Source organism: Streptomyces hokutonensis (assembly GCF_042751305.1).
Classification (GTDB): Bacteria; Actinomycetota; Actinomycetes; order Streptomycetales; family Streptomycetaceae; genus Streptomyces; species Streptomyces hokutonensis_A.
Map to the genome: position 1 here is coordinate 74,503 of NZ_JBHYWD010000020.1, position 20,354 is coordinate 94,856.

The 20,354-nt window shown below is 68.4% G+C and carries 17 protein-coding genes and 1 pseudogene; 7 read left to right on the forward strand and 11 right to left on the reverse strand.

The genetic code is table 11. From position 1 onward, the window contains the following. Positions 1 to 183: 183 nt before the first annotated feature. Both ACFXC1_RS38155 and ACFXC1_RS38160 read right to left on the reverse strand, forming a co-directional pair. A complete protein-coding gene (locus tag ACFXC1_RS38155) occupies positions 184 to 801 on the reverse strand; it encodes a dihydrofolate reductase family protein (RefSeq protein ID WP_381251680.1) in 618 nt (205 codons plus the stop codon). Positions 802 to 878: 77 nt separating this feature from the next. Then, on the reverse strand, positions 879 to 1,721 hold the full coding sequence (locus ACFXC1_RS38160; RefSeq protein ID WP_381251682.1) for a helix-turn-helix domain-containing protein: 843 nt from the start codon (positions 1,719 to 1,721) through the stop codon (positions 879 to 881). Positions 1,722 to 1,904: 183 nt separating this feature from the next. Here ACFXC1_RS38160 and ACFXC1_RS38165 point away from each other — a divergent pair, with 183 nt between their 5' ends. Then, entirely contained in the window at positions 1,905 to 2,789 is an 885-nt protein-coding gene (locus ACFXC1_RS38165; protein ID WP_381251684.1) for an IS5 family transposase, read from the forward strand. A 10-nt stretch (positions 2,790 to 2,799) separates the two neighbouring features. On the opposite strand, the gene ACFXC1_RS38170 is transcribed toward ACFXC1_RS38165, so the two are convergent. Beyond that, positions 2,800 to 3,195, reverse strand: coding sequence for a hypothetical protein (locus ACFXC1_RS38170; protein ID WP_381251686.1), 396 nt, complete (start codon positions 3,193 to 3,195; stop codon positions 2,800 to 2,802). Positions 3,196 to 3,531: 336 nt separating this feature from the next. Here ACFXC1_RS38170 and ACFXC1_RS38175 point away from each other — a divergent pair, with 336 nt between their 5' ends. The 4 genes and pseudogenes from ACFXC1_RS38175 to ACFXC1_RS38190 all read left to right on the forward strand — a co-directional run bounded on the left by ACFXC1_RS38175 (position 3,532) and on the right by ACFXC1_RS38190 (position 6,600). Then, positions 3,532 to 4,245, forward strand: a complete 714-nt coding sequence (locus ACFXC1_RS38175) for a DUF4142 domain-containing protein (RefSeq protein ID WP_381251824.1) — start codon at positions 3,532 to 3,534, stop codon at positions 4,243 to 4,245. Between the two features lie 378 nt (positions 4,246 to 4,623). Then, entirely contained in the window at positions 4,624 to 5,079 is a 456-nt protein-coding gene (locus ACFXC1_RS38180) for a flavodoxin domain-containing protein (protein ID WP_381251826.1), read from the forward strand. Then, the gene (locus ACFXC1_RS38185; protein ID WP_381251688.1) at positions 5,076 to 5,660 is read left to right on the forward strand and encodes an Rv1733c family protein; all 585 of its coding nucleotides are present in this window, start codon (positions 5,076 to 5,078) and stop codon (positions 5,658 to 5,660) included. The genes ACFXC1_RS38180 and ACFXC1_RS38185 overlap by 4 nt, the downstream gene beginning before the upstream one ends. 232 nt (positions 5,661 to 5,892) lie before the next feature. Then, positions 5,893 to 6,600: pseudogene (locus ACFXC1_RS38190) on the forward strand (response regulator). Here ACFXC1_RS38190 and ACFXC1_RS38195 read toward each other — a convergent pair. From ACFXC1_RS38195 to ACFXC1_RS38230, 8 genes are all read right to left on the reverse strand, one after another. Continuing rightward, positions 6,597 to 8,288, reverse strand: coding sequence for a sensor histidine kinase (locus tag ACFXC1_RS38195; RefSeq protein ID WP_381251828.1), 1,692 nt, complete (start codon positions 8,286 to 8,288; stop codon positions 6,597 to 6,599). The pseudogene ACFXC1_RS38190 and the gene ACFXC1_RS38195 overlap by 4 nt on opposite strands. A gap of 102 nt (positions 8,289 to 8,390) precedes the next feature. After that, positions 8,391 to 8,597, reverse strand: a complete 207-nt coding sequence (locus ACFXC1_RS38200) for a DUF2180 family protein (protein ID WP_381251690.1) — start codon at positions 8,595 to 8,597, stop codon at positions 8,391 to 8,393. 1,063 nt (positions 8,598 to 9,660) lie between these two features. Next, positions 9,661 to 10,659: a carbamate kinase gene (locus ACFXC1_RS38205; RefSeq protein ID WP_381251692.1), complete on the reverse strand. Its 999-nt coding sequence runs from the start codon at positions 10,657 to 10,659 to the stop codon at positions 9,661 to 9,663. A 10-nt stretch (positions 10,660 to 10,669) separates the two neighbouring features. Then, positions 10,670 to 11,698, reverse strand: a complete 1,029-nt coding sequence (argF, locus tag ACFXC1_RS38210) for an ornithine carbamoyltransferase (protein WP_381251694.1) — start codon at positions 11,696 to 11,698, stop codon at positions 10,670 to 10,672. A 42-nt stretch (positions 11,699 to 11,740) separates the two neighbouring features. Beyond that, positions 11,741 to 12,991, reverse strand: coding sequence for an arginine deiminase (locus ACFXC1_RS38215; RefSeq protein WP_381251696.1), 1,251 nt, complete (start codon positions 12,989 to 12,991; stop codon positions 11,741 to 11,743). 46 nt (positions 12,992 to 13,037) lie between these two features. After that, the gene (locus tag ACFXC1_RS38220) at positions 13,038 to 14,483 is read right to left on the reverse strand and encodes an amino acid permease (RefSeq protein ID WP_381251830.1); all 1,446 of its coding nucleotides are present in this window, start codon (positions 14,481 to 14,483) and stop codon (positions 13,038 to 13,040) included. A 98-nt stretch (positions 14,484 to 14,581) separates the two neighbouring features. Next, positions 14,582 to 15,112 (reverse strand): hypothetical protein, encoded by a 531-nt coding sequence (locus tag ACFXC1_RS38225; protein ID WP_381251697.1) that lies wholly within the window; start codon positions 15,110 to 15,112, stop codon positions 14,582 to 14,584. 487 nt (positions 15,113 to 15,599) lie between these two features. Then, the gene (locus tag ACFXC1_RS38230; RefSeq protein WP_381251699.1) at positions 15,600 to 16,466 is read right to left on the reverse strand and encodes a slipin family protein; all 867 of its coding nucleotides are present in this window, start codon (positions 16,464 to 16,466) and stop codon (positions 15,600 to 15,602) included. Positions 16,467 to 16,824: 358 nt separating this feature from the next. Here ACFXC1_RS38230 and ACFXC1_RS38235 point away from each other — a divergent pair, with 358 nt between their 5' ends. Together ACFXC1_RS38235 and ACFXC1_RS38240 are read left to right on the forward strand one after the other, a co-directional pair. Beyond that, entirely contained in the window at positions 16,825 to 17,283 is a 459-nt protein-coding gene (locus ACFXC1_RS38235; RefSeq protein WP_381251701.1) for a universal stress protein, read from the forward strand. Between the two features lie 120 nt (positions 17,284 to 17,403). Continuing rightward, positions 17,404 to 20,226: a cation-translocating P-type ATPase gene (locus ACFXC1_RS38240; protein ID WP_381251702.1), complete on the forward strand. Its 2,823-nt coding sequence runs from the start codon at positions 17,404 to 17,406 to the stop codon at positions 20,224 to 20,226. Positions 20,227 to 20,354: the final 128 nt, after the last annotated feature.

The window sequence follows — 20,354 nt, forward strand, 5'->3', positions numbered from 1 at the left end:
TCTCTTGGTGATCTTGGGCAGATTAGGCGATGGTGAATCCTGCTGTGGTGCGGAGAGTCTGAGCTGAGAAGCCGTATTCCTGATCCGCCGGCGCGGTGCTGGACGACGGCGCCGACGCGGTCGTCTGGTGTGACGCCACGTGCTGCGGGCCGGGCACCGGCATTCGGGCCCAGATGAGCTTTACTAGCGGCGCACCTTGAACTTCAGGTGCAGTACCCGGTAGCCCTGCACGACCACGTGGGGATCCTCCAGCAGCTGCTGCCCGTCAAAGCTACCGAAGAAGCGCTTGCCCGATCCAAACACCACCGGTGCCACGTCCATCGCGACCTCGTCCACGAGACCGGCCGCGAGGATCTGGCCGCCTACTTCGCCGGCGCTCACGGCGACAACCCGGTCACCGGCGAGGTCCTGGGCCTTCTCGATCGCGGCCTTCACGCCATCGACGAAGTGATACGGAGCCTCAGGGTGCCAGCCCTCGGGCTTAGGCCGGTGGGAAACCACGACCACGTGGTCCCCCGCGGGCGGCCGGCCCTCCCAGCCGTTCATCAGGTCGAAAAAGGTGCGGCCCATCACGATCACGCCGATCGAGTCCCACACCGGCTGGACGTATGCCGCCGATGCACGCGAGAGCTTGAAGCCGTCTCCCCCCTCGGAGTGGTCGTAATCCCCGTCCCCGGCTCCGGTTTCCGTAAGCTTGGTGTCCCCGTTGAAGTACCAGTCGTGGAGCGGACCGACTCCGTCGTTCTTGTCGGCAATGAAGCCGTCCACCGACACCACGTTGTGCATGATCACTGCGCCCATGAGGGTCCCCCTACGACGTCACTTTGAGCGGACGCGTCCGATATTTTCAGCCCAGGGACAGCCGCGCTTGTAAAAAATCACTCAACGGGCATCGGGCCACCAGGCTGCGAGAACCCCTGCTCGGCAGTGAACCGGCGCCGCAGCGCCAGGTACTCCGTGGGAGTGCGGCCGGTGAAGTCCTTGAACTCCTTGCTGAAGTGGGCCTGGTCGAAATAGCCCGCCGTGAGCGCGAGCTCCGACCAGTCGACCGGACGCAGGGAGTCCACGGACTCGATCAGCCGCGCGAAGCGGTAGATCCGGGCAACCCGTTTCGGAGTGACCCCGACATGAGCCTTGAACTGCGCCGCCAGGTGATTGTTGCTCACCCCGGCGGCATCGCTCAGCGCAGCGACCGGGATCGCGCCGTGCGAGGCTTCCAGCCACCTGCCTGTGTGCTGGACCAGGTCGAGACCGCGCGCCGGCGTCTCGACGAGCCGCGATCGAAGCTCTCTTTCCAGGACCCGCAGTGTTGCGGTGGCCGACGCGGCGTCGCCGACCTGGTCGCGAATCCGGTCCACGGACCGATGCCAGAGGGCGTCGACCGGCACCCATCGGTCCCGCAGCTCGTTCGCCGGCACACCGGTGAACAGTGACAATCCCCAAGGCTTGAAGTGGACCCCGACGAGGTGTACCCGCTTGGGGTACTCAAGGACGAAACGCTTGGTCCACAGACCCATGAACCAACCATCCGCCAACGCTGCCGGAGGCGCCGACGGTTCGGACTCCCACAGGCGTGCGGGCTCGCCCAGATTGATGTACAGGTGCGCCGACGGCATCGGCGAGACGCTTATCCGGCGATGGCCCGGCACCCCGGTCAGGCAATAGATGTCGTCGATGAACCGGTCAAGCGGCGGGGCGGGCACCCAGCCGACGTAATCCATGGACCCAGTATCGCCGACGAGGGTTGGGCCCGCCTCAAGCGGAGCGGGGGAGGCCTTGCCGCTGTCCGGCGGCCGCAACGACACACGCGCGGCCGGCGAGCGACATCGCAGCTCTGCTGGACCCGCCTAGGGGCTGTCCGATGGGTCGTGTGACGCTCCTGCTGGGAGCTCGTTCCGTGTGACATGGGGCGGGGAGATCTTTCGGATGAGGAGTGGGCTCGGCTGGAGCCGCACTTGCCGACGAATCACGGGCGGGGTGGACGCTGGCAATGCCACCGTCGTGTGATCAACGGGATTCTGTTTCGGCAGCGAACCGGTCTCCCCTGGCGGGACCTGCCTTCCTGCTTCGGTAGCTGGAAGACGGTCCACGACCGTCATAGAAGGTGGTCAGCGGACGGCACGTGGGAGAGAATCCTGCGGGCCATCCAGGCCGACGCCGGTGCCGAGGGCCGGATCGACTGGAGCATGGTCAGCGTCGATTCCACGACCTGCCGCGCTCACCAGCACGCAGCCGGCGCCTCCACTCGTGCCCCAAAGATCCCGGGCCGGCGCAGGAGCCCGGCACGTCATCGCTCCGATGAGGCCCTGGGACGCTCGCGAGGCGGGCTCACAAGCAAGATCCACCTCGCCGGAGAAGGTGGGCGCCGCCCACTCGGGTTTCTCATCACGCCCGGCCAGTGGGGGGACGCACCGCAGATGATTCCCGTCCTGGAAGAGATCCGCGTGCCCCGACAGGCTGGTGGACGACCGCGCACCCGGCCCGACCACGTCGGAGGAGACAAGGCTTATTCGTCACGCCGCAATCGGCGTCACCTGCGCAGACGCCAGATCAAACATACGATTCCCGAGCCGAGAGATCAGCGGGCCAACCGCCGGCGCCGCGGCAGTCAAGGCGGCCGACCCACAGGATTCGACAAGACGATCTACCGCCGCCGCAACGAAGTCGAGCGGACCATCAACCGGCTCAAGAACTTCCGCGCCATCGCCATGCGCTTCGACAAGCGTGCCTACGTCTTCCACGGAACGGTCGCCGTGGCCGCGATCCGCCTGTGGCTCCGTCCGCAGTGAAGCGCACCATTCAGAGGTCCTTGGTACCCGGGTAGTGCCGGCGAAGTTCGCTGAGCACGCGCTCGTCGACAGCCCTGACCTCCCACAAGGAGCTGTCGAATTCGGTCAGGACGAGCACCAGCTCGTCTCCAGCGAACCCACGTGCTTCAGCATCGATCAACTGTAGGAAGGGGGTCGTCAACGACAACAGCGTCAACGTGTCCATCCCTGCGTCGGCGGACCTGCTCGCCATCTCGACACAGCGAGGATCGACGATCTCGTCAAACTTGACGCGCCACGTCAGGTCCAGGCCGACGCTGCCGAGGCGAACCAATAGCTCAGCCAGGGTCACGTAGTACTTTCCGTGCCAGGCGGGAAACGTGATCCCCTTCATCCCCGCCTCCGCTTCGGCTGTCTCGCGCGTCATGCTGCCCCCTTCCGTTCAGGGAACAGTAGGCCACGTCCCTCGTCAGCTCACACGACCCATCGGACAGGCCCTAGCTGAAACGCCTGGTCAAAATCGGGATCCTCGCCGAGGCCGACACCGGCAACTTCGCAGGACGCAATAGCCGACAGAACCTCCACCGGCGTCCTTGCGCCCAACTCGGCCAGAAACGGACATCACGTTACGTACCACCCTCGTGGGGTCTGTCGTTTTTCTTCGAGTCGTCGAGTCATCAGCGTGCTGTGTGCGTATCGCTGGTTGCACCCGTCTTGGACGGATCGACGACCTGCTGGAGGTACAGTGCGTTTCTCGTGGAATATGACGGGAGCCTTCGTTGTCGGGGGCGCAGTGAGTCTTGCGGCCGCGGCTCTCATCTACCCAGGCTCGTCGGGCGCCAGTGGTATCCCCGCCTCGCACGACAGCGTGATTGCCGTGACGCAGTGGGGGCCTTTGACCGAGTCGGACCGGGACTTTGTTGTGAAGGTCCGTGCGGCCGGGCTGTGGGAATATCCCGTTGGCCAGCTCGGGTTGCAGAAAGGCAATACGGAGGCCGTTGTCACTGCGAGTCGGCACCTCATCGACGGGCATTCCGCGCTGGACGCCACCTGCCGCAAGATAGCACCGCTGTTGAATATTATGCTGCCCAATGTCGCGAGCCCTCAGCAGCAGGGCTTTGTTTCCGCACTGACGGCAGACACTCGTGAACAGTTCGATTCGGACTTTGCCAACATCCTGCGAATGACACACGGGTCGATCTTCAACACGGTGGCGAAAATCCGGTCCACCACGAAGAATACGCTCGTTCGGGTTTTGGCCGATCAGGCCAACGACACCGTACTGGATCACACTACGGTTATGGAAAGGACGGGTCTGGTCAACTTCGACCAGACCCTCTTGCGGCAGACCACTCCGCCTGATCTGCCGTCGTCCGATCTGACCCCACCGCCTCCGACCCTCGGTCAGCCAATGGTGGTCCTCACCCCTCCGCCGACCGCCACGTCCACTCCTGTGGACATCGATGCAATCACCTGAGGCCGTGTTTGAGATCTGGGGTTTCCTGGTGTGGCTGCGGTCGTTGAGCCGTTTGTGGGGCACGATCGAGGTGAGTATCCGTCTGACCGGAAAGAAGGGTAGTGGGCGCTGGTGGAGCCGTTGCTCCCGCCAGCCCAACGTCGCTTCCTGTGGGGCCGTTGAGAGGTCTTGAGGCTGTTGCTTTCGGGGGAAGTGGGCGAGTGTGATCGTGTACTGGACGCGGCTGGTGGCGGGCTCGTCGGGGCGCAAGGTGCGGTAGCCGGTGCCGGAGCGTTTGGCGGCGCGGGGTGCGGTCCGTCCTGGACGGAGCCGGGTGGATTCGCGGGCGAGGTCGGCCATGACCTCAACTGCCCTGGCAGCCAGGCGACGACACAGGGGATAGCCGAGGCCGTCGCGGACGCCTTGCGCACGCACGGCATCGAGGCCGAGGTGTACCCCGCCTCCGAGGTCGGGGACGTGAGCCCCTACGACGTGGTGGTTCTCGGCGGTGCGCTGTACGCGGGCCGCTGGCACGGGGACGCGGTGCGGTTCGCGCGCCGGCACCATGCCGCGCTGCTGGACCGGGCGGTGTGGCTGTTCAGCAGCGGTCCGCTCGACACGTCGGCCGACGAGCGGGACATCCCGCCGGTGCGGGGCGCCCGGCGCGCGTCGGTGCGCCTCGATGCCCGGCAGCACGTGACGTTCGGCGGCCGGCTCGAAGCCGGGGCCCGAGGTCGCATGGCACGGATGATCGTCGAGTCCGGGCGCGGCGGGGACTTCCGGGACTTCGACCGGATCTCCTCGTGGGCCACCGGTATCGTGCAGGAGACTGCCGCGGAGGCGCAGGTGCGATGACGGGCGCCGGAGCGGTCATGTGGCGGTGGCGGAGCAATCCGCTGCGCAGGACCCCGGACATCGTCGAGGCGTGGACCCGGCTCCTGCTGGGAGTGTTTCTCCTGCTGGCCGCGCCGCTCGCCTGCGTAGTGGCGGTAGAGGCCACCTACCACCATGAGCAGGACAGGGCTGAGCAGCAACGAAGTTCCTGGACCCCGGTGCAGGTGACGCTGATCGGGAGTGCTCCGAGGGAGAACCTGTACACGGAGCGCGGAGTGGTCGGGACGAAAGGCAAGGCCGTTGTCCGCTGGAGCGTCCGAGGCCACAAGAAGACCGGGATCGCCACAGTGACGGCCGACAGCCTCCGCGGGACGGTAACCACGATCTGGGTCGATCGGCACAATCGAGTCACAGCCGCACCGCTTGATCCCGGTTCCGTCGTGGCACGGTCCGCGCTCGCGGGTGCGGCCATGTTCGTGGGCGTCATCATCTCGGTGCTTGGTGTCCGGCTGGCTGTCGGACGTATCGGCTTTCGCCGGCGGTTGATCGAGTGGGACCGGGCCTGGGCCGATGTCGAGCCTCAATGGGCTCATCGGGCCTGAGACGTCAGTACGTGAGGAGGGGAACGGTCCATGTCAGGCATGACCGGCACCCTCAGTGGGCTTCCCCGCAGAGCACCTTGACACGGGGGCCAGGTCAACTTGTGGGATGGCGATGGCTGTTCCCTCCCTGTGCGGTTCCGCAACGGCACTGCGGCGCCCCTGCGCTGGGAGCGGCGGGCGCCGTAGGGGGCCCGGCCCGATAGACGGGGACAAGCGAAGCCCGGAGGGCGATGTGAGCCAGGAACGTGTTTTCACACCGGAGTCACCGATCCGGGTCTTTCTGCTCGACGATCACGAGGTCGTATGACGCGGGGTGCACGACCTGCTCGATCTGGAACCGGACATCACGGTGGTCGGCGCGGCGTGTGCCAGCGTCCAGGCGTTGGTCCGCGGCCCGGCACTGCGTCCGGATGTCGCGATCCTGGACATTCGCCTCCCGGATGGTGACGGCATCACCGTCCGCCGTGAACTGAGGGACCGGATGCCGGAGTTGGCCTGCCTGATGCTGACGTCGTTCGACGATGACGACGCTCTGCTGGACGCGATCATGGCCGGCGCGGCCTGCTACGTCCTGAGACAGATCAAGGGCTCCAATCTGGTCACGGCGGTACGGACGGCGGCGTCGGGGCGGTCGATGCTGGACCCTGCGACCACCGGACGGCTGATGAGCGGCTTGCGCGCACCCTCCGGGCAACCGGCTTCAGATACAGGCCAGTTGGACGCTTTGACCGTGCGTGAACGCGAGATCCTGGATCTGATCGATGAGGGCCTCACCAATCGGCAGATCGGCAAGCGCATCTATCCGTCGGAGAAGACCGTGAAGAACCACATCTCGCGGCTTCTCGCGAAACTCGGGGTCGAGAGCCGCGTCCAGGCGGCGGTCCTGGCGGTCCGGCTCGCACCGCTGCCGCACGACAGTGATCCGGGAGGGTCGCGCTAGCGCCGGCCGGGAAGCGGCACGCCCCAGCACAGAACGGTGCCGCTCTCGCGCGGTGCGGCCAGGGTGAGTTCACCGGCCAGGTTCCGCGCGCGCTCGCTGAGATTGCGCAGCCCGCTGCGGTGTCCACCTTCGCCGATTCCGACACCGTTGTCGCTGACGGTCAGAGTGAGCCGCTCCTTGCGGACCACGAGTGCGATCTCCGCGGACGAGGCGTGCGCGTGGCGGGCGATGTTCGACAGTGCTTCACTCAGCACCGCCACGACGTCGTCCGCCATGGTGTGCGGGACATGGGTGTCGAGCAGTCCTTCCATGAGCAGAGAGGGAGTGAACCCCAGCGTGAGAACGGCTTCCTCGGCGGTCTTGGACGCACGGGCCCGCAGGCCGTGGCCGATCACGGTGCTGTCGTGGGCCCGCAGACCGAAGATCGTGGATCGGATGATCTTGATGGTGGTGTCGAGGTCGTCGACCGCCCGGTCAATCCGCTCCGTCCCTTCTGGGTGCGCGACGAAGCGATGCGCGCTCTGCAGCGTCATTCCCGTCGCGAACAGCCTTTGGATGGCTAGGTCGTGGAGGTCGCGCGCGATGCGGTCGCGGTCCTCCAGGAGGCTCACCTGCTCGGCGGCTCTGCGCTTGTCGGCGAGTTCCAGCGCGAGGGCAGCCTGGCCGGCGAAGCCGGGCAGGGGCGCGATCTCCGCCTGGGTGAAGGGCGGGCACCCGGCGGTGCGCGCGAGTACGAGCACTCCGCGATCTCCGTCACTGGTGCTCATGGGAACGGCGACCGCGGGCCCCAGTCCCGTCCAGCGTTCGGGGCAGTAGGTGATCCGCGGGTCGTTACCGACATCCGACGTGACGATCAATTGCCCCGCGGCCAGGGCCGCCCCGCTCAGAGTCCCCTCGCGCGACAGTCTCACACCACGATGAAGCGCGGCACCTTCCCCGAGCGCGAGGACGCCGCGCAGTTCTTGCGTTCCGGCGGTGACCAGGTCGACCATGCCGAGATCGGCCGAGGTGATTTCCTGGGCCCGGTTCAGCATCAGCTCCAGCACCTTCGTCTCCGGAGCTCCGGAGAGCAGGCCCCGGGTGAGCTCGGCGCCGGCCGCCATCCAGCGTTCCCTGACCTGTGCCTCCGCGTACAGGCGGGCGTTGTCGATCGCCACCCCTGCGGCTACGGCCAGGGTCGCCAGTACGGCTTCATCCTCGCTGTCGAACTGGGCACCACCGCGTTTCTCGGTGAGGTAGAGGTTGCCGAACACTTCTCCCCGGACGCTGACGGGCACACCTAGGAAGGAGTGCATCGGCGGGTGGTACGGGGGGAAGCCGTGCGAGGCCGGGTGCTGCGACAGCTCTGTCAGCCCCAGTGGTTCCGGATGGCTGATCAGCTCGCCGAGTACCCCGTGTCCTGCGGGCAGAGCTCCGATCCGTGCCTGCTCGGCCTCGCTGACCCCGACCGTGATGAACTGGGTGAGGCGCTGCTCGGGACCGATGACACCAAGTGCGCCGTATTCGGCGTCGACCAGGACCACCGCGGCCTCGGTGATGTGGCGCAGCACCTCGGGGAGATCGAGCTCGCGGCCCACCGACAGGATCGCCTGCAGTAGTCCGTGGAGGCGTCCTCGGGTGCCGCGGACCACGCGGATCTGGGCCTGGAGTTCTTCGAGCAGCTCGTCCAGACGTAGGTGCGGCACCATCTCGGACCGTGCGTGTTCCTCGTCGTTCACTTGCTGCCTCCGGTCGCTCGGTCGTCCCGGGCGGTCTGCCGTTGCTGGTGCCCGGTGGGTGGCGCGGCCAGGTCAGAACTGGTGCTCCGCGTCGTGACAGGTGAGGCACGTGATGCGGCGAGCGGGTTCCTTGAGAGTGGTCACACCCATGCCTTCTGCCCGCTCCAGATGCTGCGGGTTGACCTTGACGTGCTCGGGGCAGAGCGCGGCTCCGCAGTTCCGGCAGACGGCGACGGCAGCGGTGGTCGTCCCGGACTGGTGACACTCGTAGCAGTTCATCCTTTGTTCTCCTCTCTGAGGGGTCCTGAAGCAGGCGCACACTTCAGTGGCGTAAGAGCTGTGTGGTCCCGTTCTGTGCCTTGACTGTTGTCTGCAGGCAGGAAGAGCGCACGTCCACGAATGGACCTCGCAGTGGAGCGTCTTACCGTCCAGTGCTCTTCTACGCCCCCGGTGAGCGGGCGGTGGTCAAGGGCCGACATCGCAGTAGGCGCGGCGGGGCGAAGGGACACGATCACCGACGCCGCAGGGAGCCCTGCAGTCTGCCGCGGCCGGAGCAGGCAGTCTTCCCACCAGGACAGAGCGATCCTCGTGCCGAGCAGGGCGAGCGGCAGCACTGCCGGGAGGAGCAGTACGTACATGAGCACCGCCAGGGCTTCGATGACCTGTCGAGGAGGGCGGGGCAGAGGAAGATGCCTCGCTGGACGCACCGGGTTGCCCAGGAGCACCGTGTGCAGGGATCGGGACACAGGCCCTGTGACGGTGAGCGGAGTGCTTCGGTGCGACATCGCGGTGGAAGCGGCGCGGCCGGGGGCCAGGGCGGCACCACCCAGACTAGTCCCCGGATTCGGTCCTGGACAGCGACAGTCAACCGTGGGACGTCGGGATCAGACCGGGCCGGGGACCCGAGCCAGGTCGACCCGGCAGGTGGTGCCCGCGGCTATCGTCCGCCTCTCATCGGGGCCATGGACCGTAGGGCGCGCGGTGTTGAGAAGGCCGCCGCACCCGCGCGAACCGATCTGGAACAGCCTGCCTGTGGCCAACCTGTTGTCGCGCGGCCGGTGAGCCGTCGTAAGGCCGCGCAGATCCTCGGGCTGGGGTCCGGTGTCGTCGTGGTCGCCGGGGCAACCAGCCTGACCTGGCCATCCGTTGAGCCTGGTCGACGTCGCGACCAGGCTCGCGAGCCGTAACCGCATCGCCGCCCCCGATCCCTCCCTCGCGTCCAGGGCCTTCTCCTGCTACGAACCCGTCCGGCGACTCTGAGGGTTGTTAACGGATCGGCCGGCGGTTTCTGCGGATCGGTGCCGGGAGGATCGTCGGCCGGGAGCGGAGGCTGTCAGCAGGGTCAATCGCGTTCCGGTCCCGTCACGGTGGCGGGCACGGGCACGGGTCCGCTCACCGGCCGCGGGCCGGGCCGGCCATCCGTAGGTCGGGGAGGGCCTGCGGTGATGGTGGTTCCGGCGCTGCCGTCCAGGACGGCAGCCGCCTCGGCCAGCGAACCGATGGCGGCTCGTCGGCCGGTGGCGGCGACGAAGCGGTGGCAGGCGGCGATCTTGGGGCCCATGGAGCCGGCCGGGAACCGCATACGGGCCAGGTCGTCCAGGTCGAGGCGGCTCAGCGGGGCGGCCTGGGGTGTGCCGAAGTGGGCCATCACGGCCGGGACGTCGGTGAGTACCAGCAGCCGGTCGGCGTGCACGGCGACGGCGAGCAGGGCCGCGGTGAAGTCCTTGTCGACGACGGCCTCGACGCCCTCGAGCAGCCCGGTGCCGTCGTCGGTGACGGGGGCTCCGCCTCCGCCTCCGCAGATGACCACCGTCCGGTTCTCCAGCAGGTGGGTGATCGAGGCCTGCTCGACGATCCGTTGTGGGGCAGGGGAGGGGACGACGCGTCGCCACCGGTCGCCGTCGGCGGCGACGTTCCAGCCGTGCAACTTGGCCAGCCGCAGCGCGTGTTGGTGGTCGTAGACGGGGCCGACGAACTTAGTGGGTGCGGCGAAGGCCGGGTCGTGCGCGTCGACCAGCGTCTGGGTGACGATGCTCAGGACCGGCTTCGTCACTCCGGCGTTGTGCAGGCACTGGGCCAGCCAGTAGCCGATCATCCCTTGTGTCTGGGCGACGAGCGCGTCCAGTGGGTAGGGGCGGGTCAGGGACGGGTCGTTCTCGCTCTCCAGGGAGAGCATGCCGACCTGCGGGCCGTTGCCGTGGCAGATGACCAGCTCGTGGTGTGCGGCGAGCGGGGCGAGTACCCGGGCCGCGGCCTGGACGTGCTCGATCTGGATGGCGGCGTCGGGCTTCTCACCGCGTCGCAGGAGTGCGTTGCCGCCGAGCGCGGCCACGATGCGCATGCCGGCCGCCTCAGTCGCCGAGGGCGGCGACGAGGACCGCTTTGATGGTGTGCAGCCGGTTCTCGGCCTGGTCGAAGACGATCGAGCGGGGCGATTCGAAGACGTCGTCGGTGACCTCCGCGCCGCTGAGGCCGTACAACTCGTGCAGACGGTCGCCGAGTTGGGTGCTGCGGTCGTGGACGGCGGGCAGGCAGTGCAGGAACTTCGTGTCGGGCTTTCCCGAGGCGTGCAGGACCTTCTCGGTGATGCGGTAGGGCAGGAGCAGGTCGATGCGGGCACTCCACCGCTCGTCCGACTCGCCCATGCTGACCCATACGTCGGTGTAGACGAAGTCGGCGCCGGCCACGCCCTGTTCGACGTCGTCGGTCACCAGCACGCGGGCGCCGCTGGTGGTGGCGAGGCGGTGGGCGGCGGCGATGACATCGTCCGGGGGCCACAGTTCACGGGGAGCGGCGATGCGGACGTCCATGCCGAGGAGGGCTCCGGTGACCAGGAGGGAGCGGGCGACGTTGTTGCGGCCGTCGCCCAGGAAGCAGTAGGCGGTCTGCTCCAGCGGGCCGGGGTGGTGCTCGGTCATGGTGAGGATGTCGGCGAGCATCTGGGTAGGGTGCCAGGAGTCGGTCAGGCCGTTCCACACCGGTACCCCGGCGTGGTCGGCGAGTTGTTCCACGGTGTCCTGGGCGAAGCCGCGGAACTCGATGCCGTCGAACATCCGGCCCAGTACGCGGGCGGTGTCGCGGATCGACTCCTCATGGCCGATGTGGGAGCCGTCCGGGCCGAGGTACGTGACGTGGGCGCCCTGGTCGTGGGCGGCGACCTCGAACGCGCAGCGGGTACGGGTGGAGCTCTTCTCGAAGACCAGCGCGATGTTCCGGCCGGTCAGCCGCCGGTGTTGGGTGCCGTCGGCCTTGTCCTGCTTGAGCCGTGCGGCCCGGGCGACGAGTGCGAGGAACTGCTCCTTGTCCAGGTCGAGTTCCTTGAGCAGCGACCCCGGGTGGCGGGCGGTGGCGGTCAGCGGAGCGGTCGTGGAAGCAGCCATGGGAGCAGTCCTCAGAGGTGGTCTGGACAAAATGATGATGCGTCAGATTCCGTCGCGTCGGATGGGGCAGGTCATGCAGCGTGCGCCGCCCCGGCCGCGGCCCAGCTCGTTGCCGGGGATGCTGAGAACTTCGATGCCGTTCTCGCGCAGCATGCTGTTGGTGACGGTGTTGCGCTCGTAGCCGACGACGACGCCGGGGGCGAGCGCGAGGAAGTTGTTGGCGTCGTCCCACTGCTCGCGCTCGGCCGCCCTGGCGTCCTCGTCGGCGGACAGGACGCGGAGTTTGTCGACGCCCAGGGCGTCCGCGATGGTGGCGAACAGGTCGTCGCGGTGCTCGACGTGCAGATCGGCGTTGTCGTGTTCGACGACCTCCTCCGGGTCGGCGGGGACGATCACCCAGGTACGCATGGCCTTCGGGTCGAGGTAGGGGTAGCGGACGAAGGTGTCGGTGTCGATCATGGTCAGGACGGTGTCCAGGTGCATGAAAGCGTGCGACTTCGGCAGCTGCACGGCGATCACGGTGGTGGCCCGGCGGCTGCGGAACAGCTCACGGGCCAGGATCTCCACCCCCATCGGGGTGGTCCGCTCTCCCATCCCGATCAGTACGACGCCCCGGCCCAGGACGTGGATGTCCCCGCCCTCCAGGGTGGCGGGCTGGTGGCCGGTGTCGTCGCCGCCGTAGTAGACGGGGAACCCCGCGTCGGCGAACAGCGGGTGGTATCCGTACACGGCCCGGCTGTGCAGGGATTCGCGCTGCCGGGCGGGCTTGGCCATCGGGTTGACCGTGACGCCGCCGTAGATCCAGGCCGAATTGTCGCGCTGGAAAAGGGTGTTGGGCAGTGGCGTCAGGACGAAGTCGTCCGGGCCCAGGGTCTGCCAGCGCAGGCTGCGCACCCGTAGCGGTGAGAGGTCCATGCGGGTCACTCCGCCGATGAGGAGTTCCGCCAGGGTCGCCGGGTCGGCATCGTCGGCGAGTGCGCGCAGTGGTCCGGCCAGGGTGGGGCCGACCTGTTCCGGGGTGCAGACGCGGTCGAGTACGAAGGCCCTGGCCTCGGGGAGTGCCAGTGTTTCGGCGAGCAGGGTGTCGAAGTGGTGGACGACGCTGCCGCGTTCGCGGAGGACCTGGGTGAAGGCGTCGTGTTCCTCGCGGGCTTTCGCGGCCCACATCACATCGTCGAAGAGCAGTTCGTGGCAGTTGGCCGGGGTCAGGCGGCTGAGTTCCAGTCCGGGGCGGTGGACGACGGCTTCGCGTAGGTGGCCGACTTCGGAATGCACTCCGAGTGTGCGGGTCACAGGAATCTCCTCGGCATAGCAGGTGGGGGCGGAGCAGATAGGGGTCCTATTGAGGGAGCTGGCCGGTGCCGAGCGGGTCGGCAGGGGCGTTGAGGGCGGCCGCGCTGTCGAAGGGCACGACCAGGCTCTCGCCGTATTCGCCGCGCCCCACCTTCAGCCAGATGTAGACGGGCAGGCCCAGGAGCAGGCAGAACGTGCCGTAGTAGACGGCTTGATAGCCGCTGCCGGCCAGTGACCAGAACGAGAAGACCAGCGCCACGCCGGACACACCGCAGTCGCGGACCACGTGCTGCCACCGGATTTGCCGGCCGCGGGTGAGCAGCCAGTACAGCTGGGCCCCGGCGCTGAACAGGTAGGGGATGACCGCGGTGACCACGGACAGCAGCACCAGCGTGGTGAAGACCTTCTCGAAGCGGGTGTAGCTGACGGCGGTCAGGACGGAGGCGAGCAGGGTCGAGCTGACGATGCCGAACACGGGCACCCCGCGCCGGGTACGGGCGAACGCGGCGGGGAAGAGCCGGTCCTTGGCCGCGGCCATCGGCATCTCGCCGACGACCAGGGTCCAGCCGATCAGGGCGCCGAGCCCGGAGACGATCGCGGCGACCGCCACGGTATGGCCGGCCCACCGGCCGCCGAAGATGGCGTCGGCCGAGTCGGTGAACGGGGCGGACGACGTGCGCAGGGTGGCGTTGGAAACGGTGCCGAATACGGTGAGGGTTCCGAGGATGTAGACCACCGCGCAGCCGATGGTGCCCAGCACCGTGGCCCGGCCGACGTTGCGCTGCGGATCGCGGACCCGGCCTGCGGCGACCGACGCCGTCTCGATGCCGATGTAGCTGAACAGCGCGATCGCGGCGGCGGCCGATATCGCCGAACCGGCCGACGTGCCACCGGCGTTGAAGGGGCCGAAGTTGTGCACCCGGATGAAGAGCAGGCCGATGGTGGCCATGAACAGCAGGGGCACGAACTTCAGCACGCTCGTCACGATCTGCGTGACCGCCATGTTGCGTACGCCGGACAGGTTGATGGCCGCCGGGATCCACAGGCCGACCATCGCGATCACGATGGACCAGGACTTGGCATGTCCGGAGTTCCAGAACACCTCCACGTACCCGACCCAGGCCACGACGATGGCGGCGTTGCCCGCCCAGGCCGTGATCCAGTACGACCACGCGTTGAGGAACCCGCCGAAGTCACCGAAGGCGTCCCTGGCGTACACGTACGGTCCGCCCGAGCCCGGCACCCGCTTGGACAGCGCGCCGAACGTGAACGCCAGAGCCAGTGCACCGATGGTGACCAGCACGAACGCGACCAGACTGATCGGGCCGTACGGTGCCAGCGCGGACGGCAGCGCGAATACCCCGGTACCGATCACCGACCCGATGACCAGTGCGGTGGCCGTGGGCAGACCGAACCGCCCCGACGGTGCCGCCTCGTCCGGGGAGGGGGCCTGCGGTGCCGGTGGGGCGGCGTCGGGCGCCTCGTTGTTCATGCGGGTGCTCACAGGGGATCTTCCTCGCTGTCTGTTCACGTGCAGGGCCGGCGGCACCACGACGGGCACCGCAGGCTGTGGTCCGCGTCCGCTGCGGTTCAGCCAGGGCCGAGGCCGTGGTCCGCGGTGGTGGCGGAGTGCTGCTCCCGCACCGAGTGGCCGGAATCGCCGTCGCAGGGGGTGAACAGCACCCACAGTCCCGAGCGAAAGGAGACGACGACGGCGCGCTCGGGCAGGCCGAGCAGATGGGAGATGGCGGCGCAGGAGCGGTCTCCGATGAGGTGGAGGGCGAGTTCGACGCGGTCGAACGGGGAGGCGGCTGTCTCGGGACAGCGGTCCCTGGTAGCGGGCAGGTACGAGAGTGCTCGGTGAGGAGCGGGCACAGCGGCGGCGGGGTCCTCTCCTGGGTCGTGGGCGGCGGCAGGCTCGGCGGGGTCGCTGAGCACTTCGGACAGGGCCGCGTCGACTACGCCCTGATCGTCCGTCATGAGGGTGGACAGGGCGTGGATGGCCATCAGGTGCCGGTCGCACCAGGCGACGACCGAGCGCCGACGGGCGAGAAGCTGTTCGGTCTGCAGCTCATGGGGTGACGTGTCGGCGGCCTGGGTTCTGTCCGGTGTGGTCACCACGACCGGCTCCGGGTACCGGGACCGGGGTCCGGGCGCACGGGTGACAACCTGCTGGAACGTCCAGTACGTGCCACCGGAATGTCGCCGGGTTCGCCTGTGCCGGTGATCAGGGCACGGCCATCCGCGCCGTGCCGATGCATTGTCAGTGCGTGAAAGGTGGGCATGGTGCCTCTATCCGGAAGCGGTCGGCACGGCGCCATGATGCGGGACAGGGCGTGTGTCTTCGCGAGGGAAGGAATGGAGCAACGGTCCTTGGCGATGCCCCAGGACACGGTCATGGGCTCCGGGCCTAGCGCCGTGCGTCGGCGAATGCGGCCTACGGCAGGAGAGTCGGGATCGCGCCGGTAGCCGCAGGGGAAGCACCGGGCGGCCGTACGCAGGGCCGCCCCGGTACATCCGTGTCAACTGGCAGTAAGCCGCCGGGGTCCAGGACGTCTGACCGCCAGCGTAGCCCCATTCGGGTGAGGCACAAGGGAGCACTACACGGTTACGCGGTTGATCGGACAGCCATGGGTGCCCCGTTCAGTACGGGGTCCGGGCTGGTCGTGACGGGCTTGGCGGGCGGCGTCGTCGCGGAGCCCGCTGCCGCGGTCTCTCGGGCGAGGAAGGAGCCGAGCTCGCCGATGGTGCTCATCAGCGGGGCGGGGAAGACGACGGTGGTGTTCTTGTCGACGCCGATCTCCACCAGGCTCTGCAGATTGCGGAGTTGGAGGGCCAGGGGGTGGTCCATCATGATGTCCGACGCTTCCCCGAGGGCCGCTGCGGCCAGGGACTCGCCCTGGGCGTTGATGATTTTCGCCCTCTTCTCCCGCTCGGCCTCGGCCTGGCGGGCCATGGCGCGCTTCATGCTGTCGGGCAGCTGGATGTCCTTGAGCTCGACCAGGGTGACCTCCACGCCCCACTCGACGGTGGCGACGTCGAGGATCTCGCGGATGTCCAGGTTGATGCGATCGGTCTCCGACAGCGTCTCGTCCAGGGTGTGCTGTCCGACGACCTTGCGCAGCGTGGTCTGGGCGATCTGGTTGATCGCGTCGTGCACGTTCTCGATCGCGATGACCGACTTCACGGCGTCCACGACACGGAAGTACGCCACCGCCGACACGTCGACGCTGACGTTGTCGCGCGTGATGATCCCCTGCGACTGAATCGGCATCGTGACGATCCGCAGCGAGACCCGGTGCAGGACGTCGACGAACGGAACGATGAACCGCAGACCGGGAGATCGCGGCCCCACCAGTCGGCCGAACCGGAACAGCACGCCCTGCTCGAACTGCTTGACGACCTTGATGGCCATGGCGATCGCCACAACGACCAGCAGGGCCACGATGACGATCAGGAAAATGAGTGTTTCCACGGTGCTGCTCCTCGGATAGGGCACGAGACCTCTGTCCTTCGTGCTCCAGCCGGAGCGCGAAGGACACGGAAGCCGGACCGGGCTCAAGCACCACAAGGAGCGAATGCCCCCAATGGCGGGCCAGGCCGGGCTGCGCGGTTCATGCCGTGTTCCGAGCATGCCTCGCTGCCTGCGCCGCAGGCAGAGGCCAACCGGCCCCCCCATCACGATCACCTCGGCCTGAATGCGGGCGGGCCGTACAGGTAGGGCCGACCGGCCCTGGGGATAGGGCCGGTCGGCCGGCCACGGGTTGGACGACGGTGCGTAGCGTGAAGGTGTCTGTCCGGCTCTGCTGGCAGCCGACCGGCAGGAGATCGACATGGCTCAGCACACCTCGTCCGTCGTCGTCGTGGGTGTCGACGGCTCGGCCTGCTCGCAGGCGGCACTGCGATGGGGCCTGGCGCAGGCCGAGTTGACCGGCAGCGCCGTCGAAGCGGTTGCCGCATGGCAGTCCCCCGAGGTGTACGCGTACAGCCTTGGCTGGAGCCCGTCGGTACCCGAAGGAACCGCGTTCGCCAAGATCGCCGAACGAGCCCTGTGGGAGACCGTGGCCGTGGTACGCGACCAGATGGATCACCCGGCCGAGGTGACGATCCGCGTGGACGAGGGCCATCCCGTGCAGGTACTGATGGACGCGGCCCGCACCGCACAACTCCTGGTCCTGGGCAGTCGGGGCCACGGCACCTTCACCGGGATCCTGCTCGGCTCGGTCAGCCAGCACTGCGTGCAGCACGCGCCCTGCCCGGTCGTCGTCATCCCCCAACCGCGATCCGCGTGAGGGGACGCTCACCGGCCGAGGACAACGGCCGCCCTCTCGTGGCGTGTTGGCCCTGACGGACATCGGCTTCGTGGCACATCCGCACCATCTCAGGCACGTTCCTTCCCGGGAGATCCCCTCATGACCCGGTCATCACACACCGCCGAGCGAGAAGCCCAGCCGTCCGGTGAACCCGACAATGCCGAGCAGGCCGACGAGCGTCGGCAGCCGGCGGAACTCTTCCGCGACCTGCGCACCTCCCCCTCGGGCCTCACCAGCCGGGAGGCGACCCGCAGACAACTGGTCTACGGCCCGAACGTGCTGACCCGGTCCGGCGGCAGGCGCTGGCCGGGCGAGCTGCTCTCCCAGTTCACCCAGCCGCTGGCGATCCTGCTCGCCCTCGCAGCCGTCCTGGCATGGGCCGGAGGAACACCGGCACTGTCCATCGCCGTTGTGGCCGTGATCCTCCTGAACGCCGGATTCGCCTTCGTCCAGGAGATGCAGGCCGAGCGAGCCGTGGAGGCACTGGCCGCGTTCCTGCCGCCCACCGCCCGGGTCGTGCGCGACATGGTGCGGTGCGAGATCGCGGCCAAGGACCTTGTGCCCGGCGACATCCTCGTCGTCTCCGAGGGGGACCGGGTCTGTGCCGACGCGCGGATCATCGAGGGCACCCTCACACTCGACCTGTCCTCACTGACCGGTGAGTCCCTTCCGGTGACGCGCTCGCCCGAGCCGTCCGGCGAGACCGGCTCCCTGTTGGAGGCACACGAACTCGTCTTCAGCGGCACCACGTGCAGCGGTGGCGAGGCGGAAGCGGTCGTGACCCGGACGGGCATGTACACCGAACTGGGCCGCATCGCCGCGCTGTCGCAGCGCGTGCACACGGAACGCAGCCCCCTCGAGAAGCAGGTGCGGCGGGCCACCTGGATCATCGCCGTCGTCGCGGTCGCTGTCGGCGCGGCCTTCCTGCCCATCGGCGTCGCCGCCGGGCTGGGCTGGACCGCGGCCATCAGCTTCTCCATCGGACTGATCGTCGCCAACGTCCCCGAAGGGCTGCTGCCCACCATCACCCTGGCCCTCGCCGCGGGAGTGCGGGAACTCGCCCGCGGAGGCGCCGTCGTCAAACGCCTCTCAGGAGTCGAGACCCTGGGATCGACGACCGTGATCTGCACGGACAAGACCGGCACCCTCACTGAGAACAGGATGCGGGTCACCCGGCTGTGGCTGGCGGGCAGCGAGACGGCCGCGGACCGGGCCGCTCACGAGCCGCAGGCGGCCCTCCTCGCGGCGAGCGCCGCCGCCTGCACCACCGCCGAGGCACCCACACCGGCACAGCCCCAGGGCAGCGGCGACCCCACCGAACTCGCGATCCTGCGCCTGGCCGAGGCCCTCGGCGTCGCCGTCGAGCCCTCACAGCGCAAGACCGCCCGCCGCACGATCTTTCCCTTCGACGCCCACCTGAAGCGCATGTCCACCGTGAACGACGAAGCAGGCGCCGTCACAGTGCACACCAACGGCGCCCCCGAAGCCGTCCTGCCCTGCTGCACCCACCTCCTCGACCCGCAGGGAAAGAACGTCGAACTGGACGCCACCGTGCGCGCAGAACTGAACACCACCATCGATGGCTACGCGGCTTCCGGACTGCGAGTGCTCGCCATCGCCCACCATGTCCTGGACCACGGGGAGATGGTGCCGGTGGACCGGTCGGCAGCGGAATCGGGCCTGACCCTGATCGGCCTGGTCGCCATGGCGGACCCCGCACGTGCCGGCGTCGCCGACGCCGTCAAGGACGCGCACCGGGCCGGAATCCGGATCCACGTCATCACCGGCGACTACGGACTCACCGCCGCGGAAATAGCCCGCCAGGTCGGCATCGGCCACGTCGGCAGCCCGGTCCTCGCAGGCGACGTACTGGACCGGATGAGCGACAAGGACCTCGACGAACTGCTCGCGCAACGACAGGAGATCGTCTTCGCCCGCACCTCACCCGAAGCCAAACTCCGTATCTGCGAAGCCCTGCGCGCGCAGGGCGAGGTCGTGGCGATGACCGGAGACGGCGTCAACGACGCCCCCGCACTGCGCCACGCCGACATCGGCATCGCCATGGGCAAGTCGGGAACGGACGTGGCCCGTGAGGCAGCGACGATGGTGCTCACCGACGACAACTTCGCCACCATCGTCTCGGCGGTCGACGCGGGACGACGCGTCTTCGACAACGTCCGCAAGTTCGTGCTCTACATCTTCGCCCACGCGGTACCCGAGGTCGTCCCCTTCCTCGTCTTCGCACTCTCCGGCGGCCGCATCCCGCTGCCGCTGACGGTCCTGCAGATCCTGGCGATCGACCTCGGCACGGAAACCCTGCCCGCGCTCGCCCTGGGACGCGAGCCCGCAGAGCCCGGACTCATGTCCCGCCCGCCCCGACCCCGCACGACAGGAGTCATCGACCGGGCGCTCCTCTTCCGCGCATGGGCGTTCCTGGGAACCATCTCCGCGGCCCTGGTCATGGGCGGCTTCCTGCTCACCCTCTGGCACGCCGGCTGGCACCCAGGGGACCCCACGGGCGGCGGCACCCCCCTGCACCAGGCATACCTGGAAGCGACGACCGTCACGTTCGTCGGCATCGTCGCCTGCCAGATCGGCACAGCCTTCGCCGCCCGCACCGACCGCGCCTCCCTGTTCACCGTCGGCATCTGGACCAACCGCCTGCTCCTGTGGGGCATCGCCTTCGAACTGGCCTTCACCGCGGCGGTCGTCTACGCACCTCCCCTTCAGCACATCTTCGGCACGGCAGCCCTCAGCCCGGCGCAGCTCGCGGTCGTCGCACCGTTCCCGCTCATCGTCTGGGGAGCTGACGAAGCACTGCGCTGGGTCCGCCGCCACCGTGACGCAACCAAGGCCGCGTCGCTCACAACGCCTACGACCGCGCACCTCGCGGACGGGCGTATGGCAGACCAGACAGGGTGAGCGCCCGCCACCCTCGGAGTCCCGAAGAAGGAATGCGGTGTGATGACGGGACTCGGGGGCCGCGCGCCGGCTGGGCGAACCAGCACGGCGTCGGGCATCAGCATGGGAGGCAGGGGCCGTCCAGCGCG

Bases quoted from the DNA above. Each gene is read 5' to 3' on its own strand.
- ACFXC1_RS38155 (WP_381251680.1), bottom strand. From the start codon at position 801: ATGGGCGCAGTGATCATGCACAACGTGGTGTCGGTGGACGGCTTCATT.
- ACFXC1_RS38160 (WP_381251682.1), bottom strand. From the start codon at position 1,721: ATGGATTACGTCGGCTGGGTGCCCGCCCCGCCGCTTGACCGGTTCATC.
- ACFXC1_RS38165 (WP_381251684.1), top strand. From the start codon at position 1,905: ATGGGGCGGGGAGATCTTTCGGATGAGGAGTGGGCTCGGCTGGAGCCG.
- ACFXC1_RS38170 (WP_381251686.1), bottom strand. From the start codon at position 3,195: ATGACGCGCGAGACAGCCGAAGCGGAGGCGGGGATGAAGGGGATCACG.
- ACFXC1_RS38175 (WP_381251824.1), top strand. From the start codon at position 3,532: ATGACGGGAGCCTTCGTTGTCGGGGGCGCAGTGAGTCTTGCGGCCGCG.
- ACFXC1_RS38185 (WP_381251688.1), top strand. From the start codon at position 5,076: ATGACGGGCGCCGGAGCGGTCATGTGGCGGTGGCGGAGCAATCCGCTG.
- ACFXC1_RS38195 (WP_381251828.1), bottom strand. From the start codon at position 8,288: ATGGTGCCGCACCTACGTCTGGACGAGCTGCTCGAAGAACTCCAGGCC.
- ACFXC1_RS38200 (WP_381251690.1), bottom strand. From the start codon at position 8,597: ATGAACTGCTACGAGTGTCACCAGTCCGGGACGACCACCGCTGCCGTC.
- ACFXC1_RS38205 (WP_381251692.1), bottom strand. From the start codon at position 10,659: ATGCGCATCGTGGCCGCGCTCGGCGGCAACGCACTCCTGCGACGCGGT.
- argF (WP_381251694.1), bottom strand. From the start codon at position 11,698: ATGGCTGCTTCCACGACCGCTCCGCTGACCGCCACCGCCCGCCACCCG.
- ACFXC1_RS38220 (WP_381251830.1), bottom strand. From the start codon at position 14,483: ATGAACAACGAGGCGCCCGACGCCGCCCCACCGGCACCGCAGGCCCCC.
- ACFXC1_RS38235 (WP_381251701.1), top strand. From the start codon at position 16,825: ATGGCTCAGCACACCTCGTCCGTCGTCGTCGTGGGTGTCGACGGCTCG.
- ACFXC1_RS38240 (WP_381251702.1), top strand. From the start codon at position 17,404: ATGACCCGGTCATCACACACCGCCGAGCGAGAAGCCCAGCCGTCCGGT.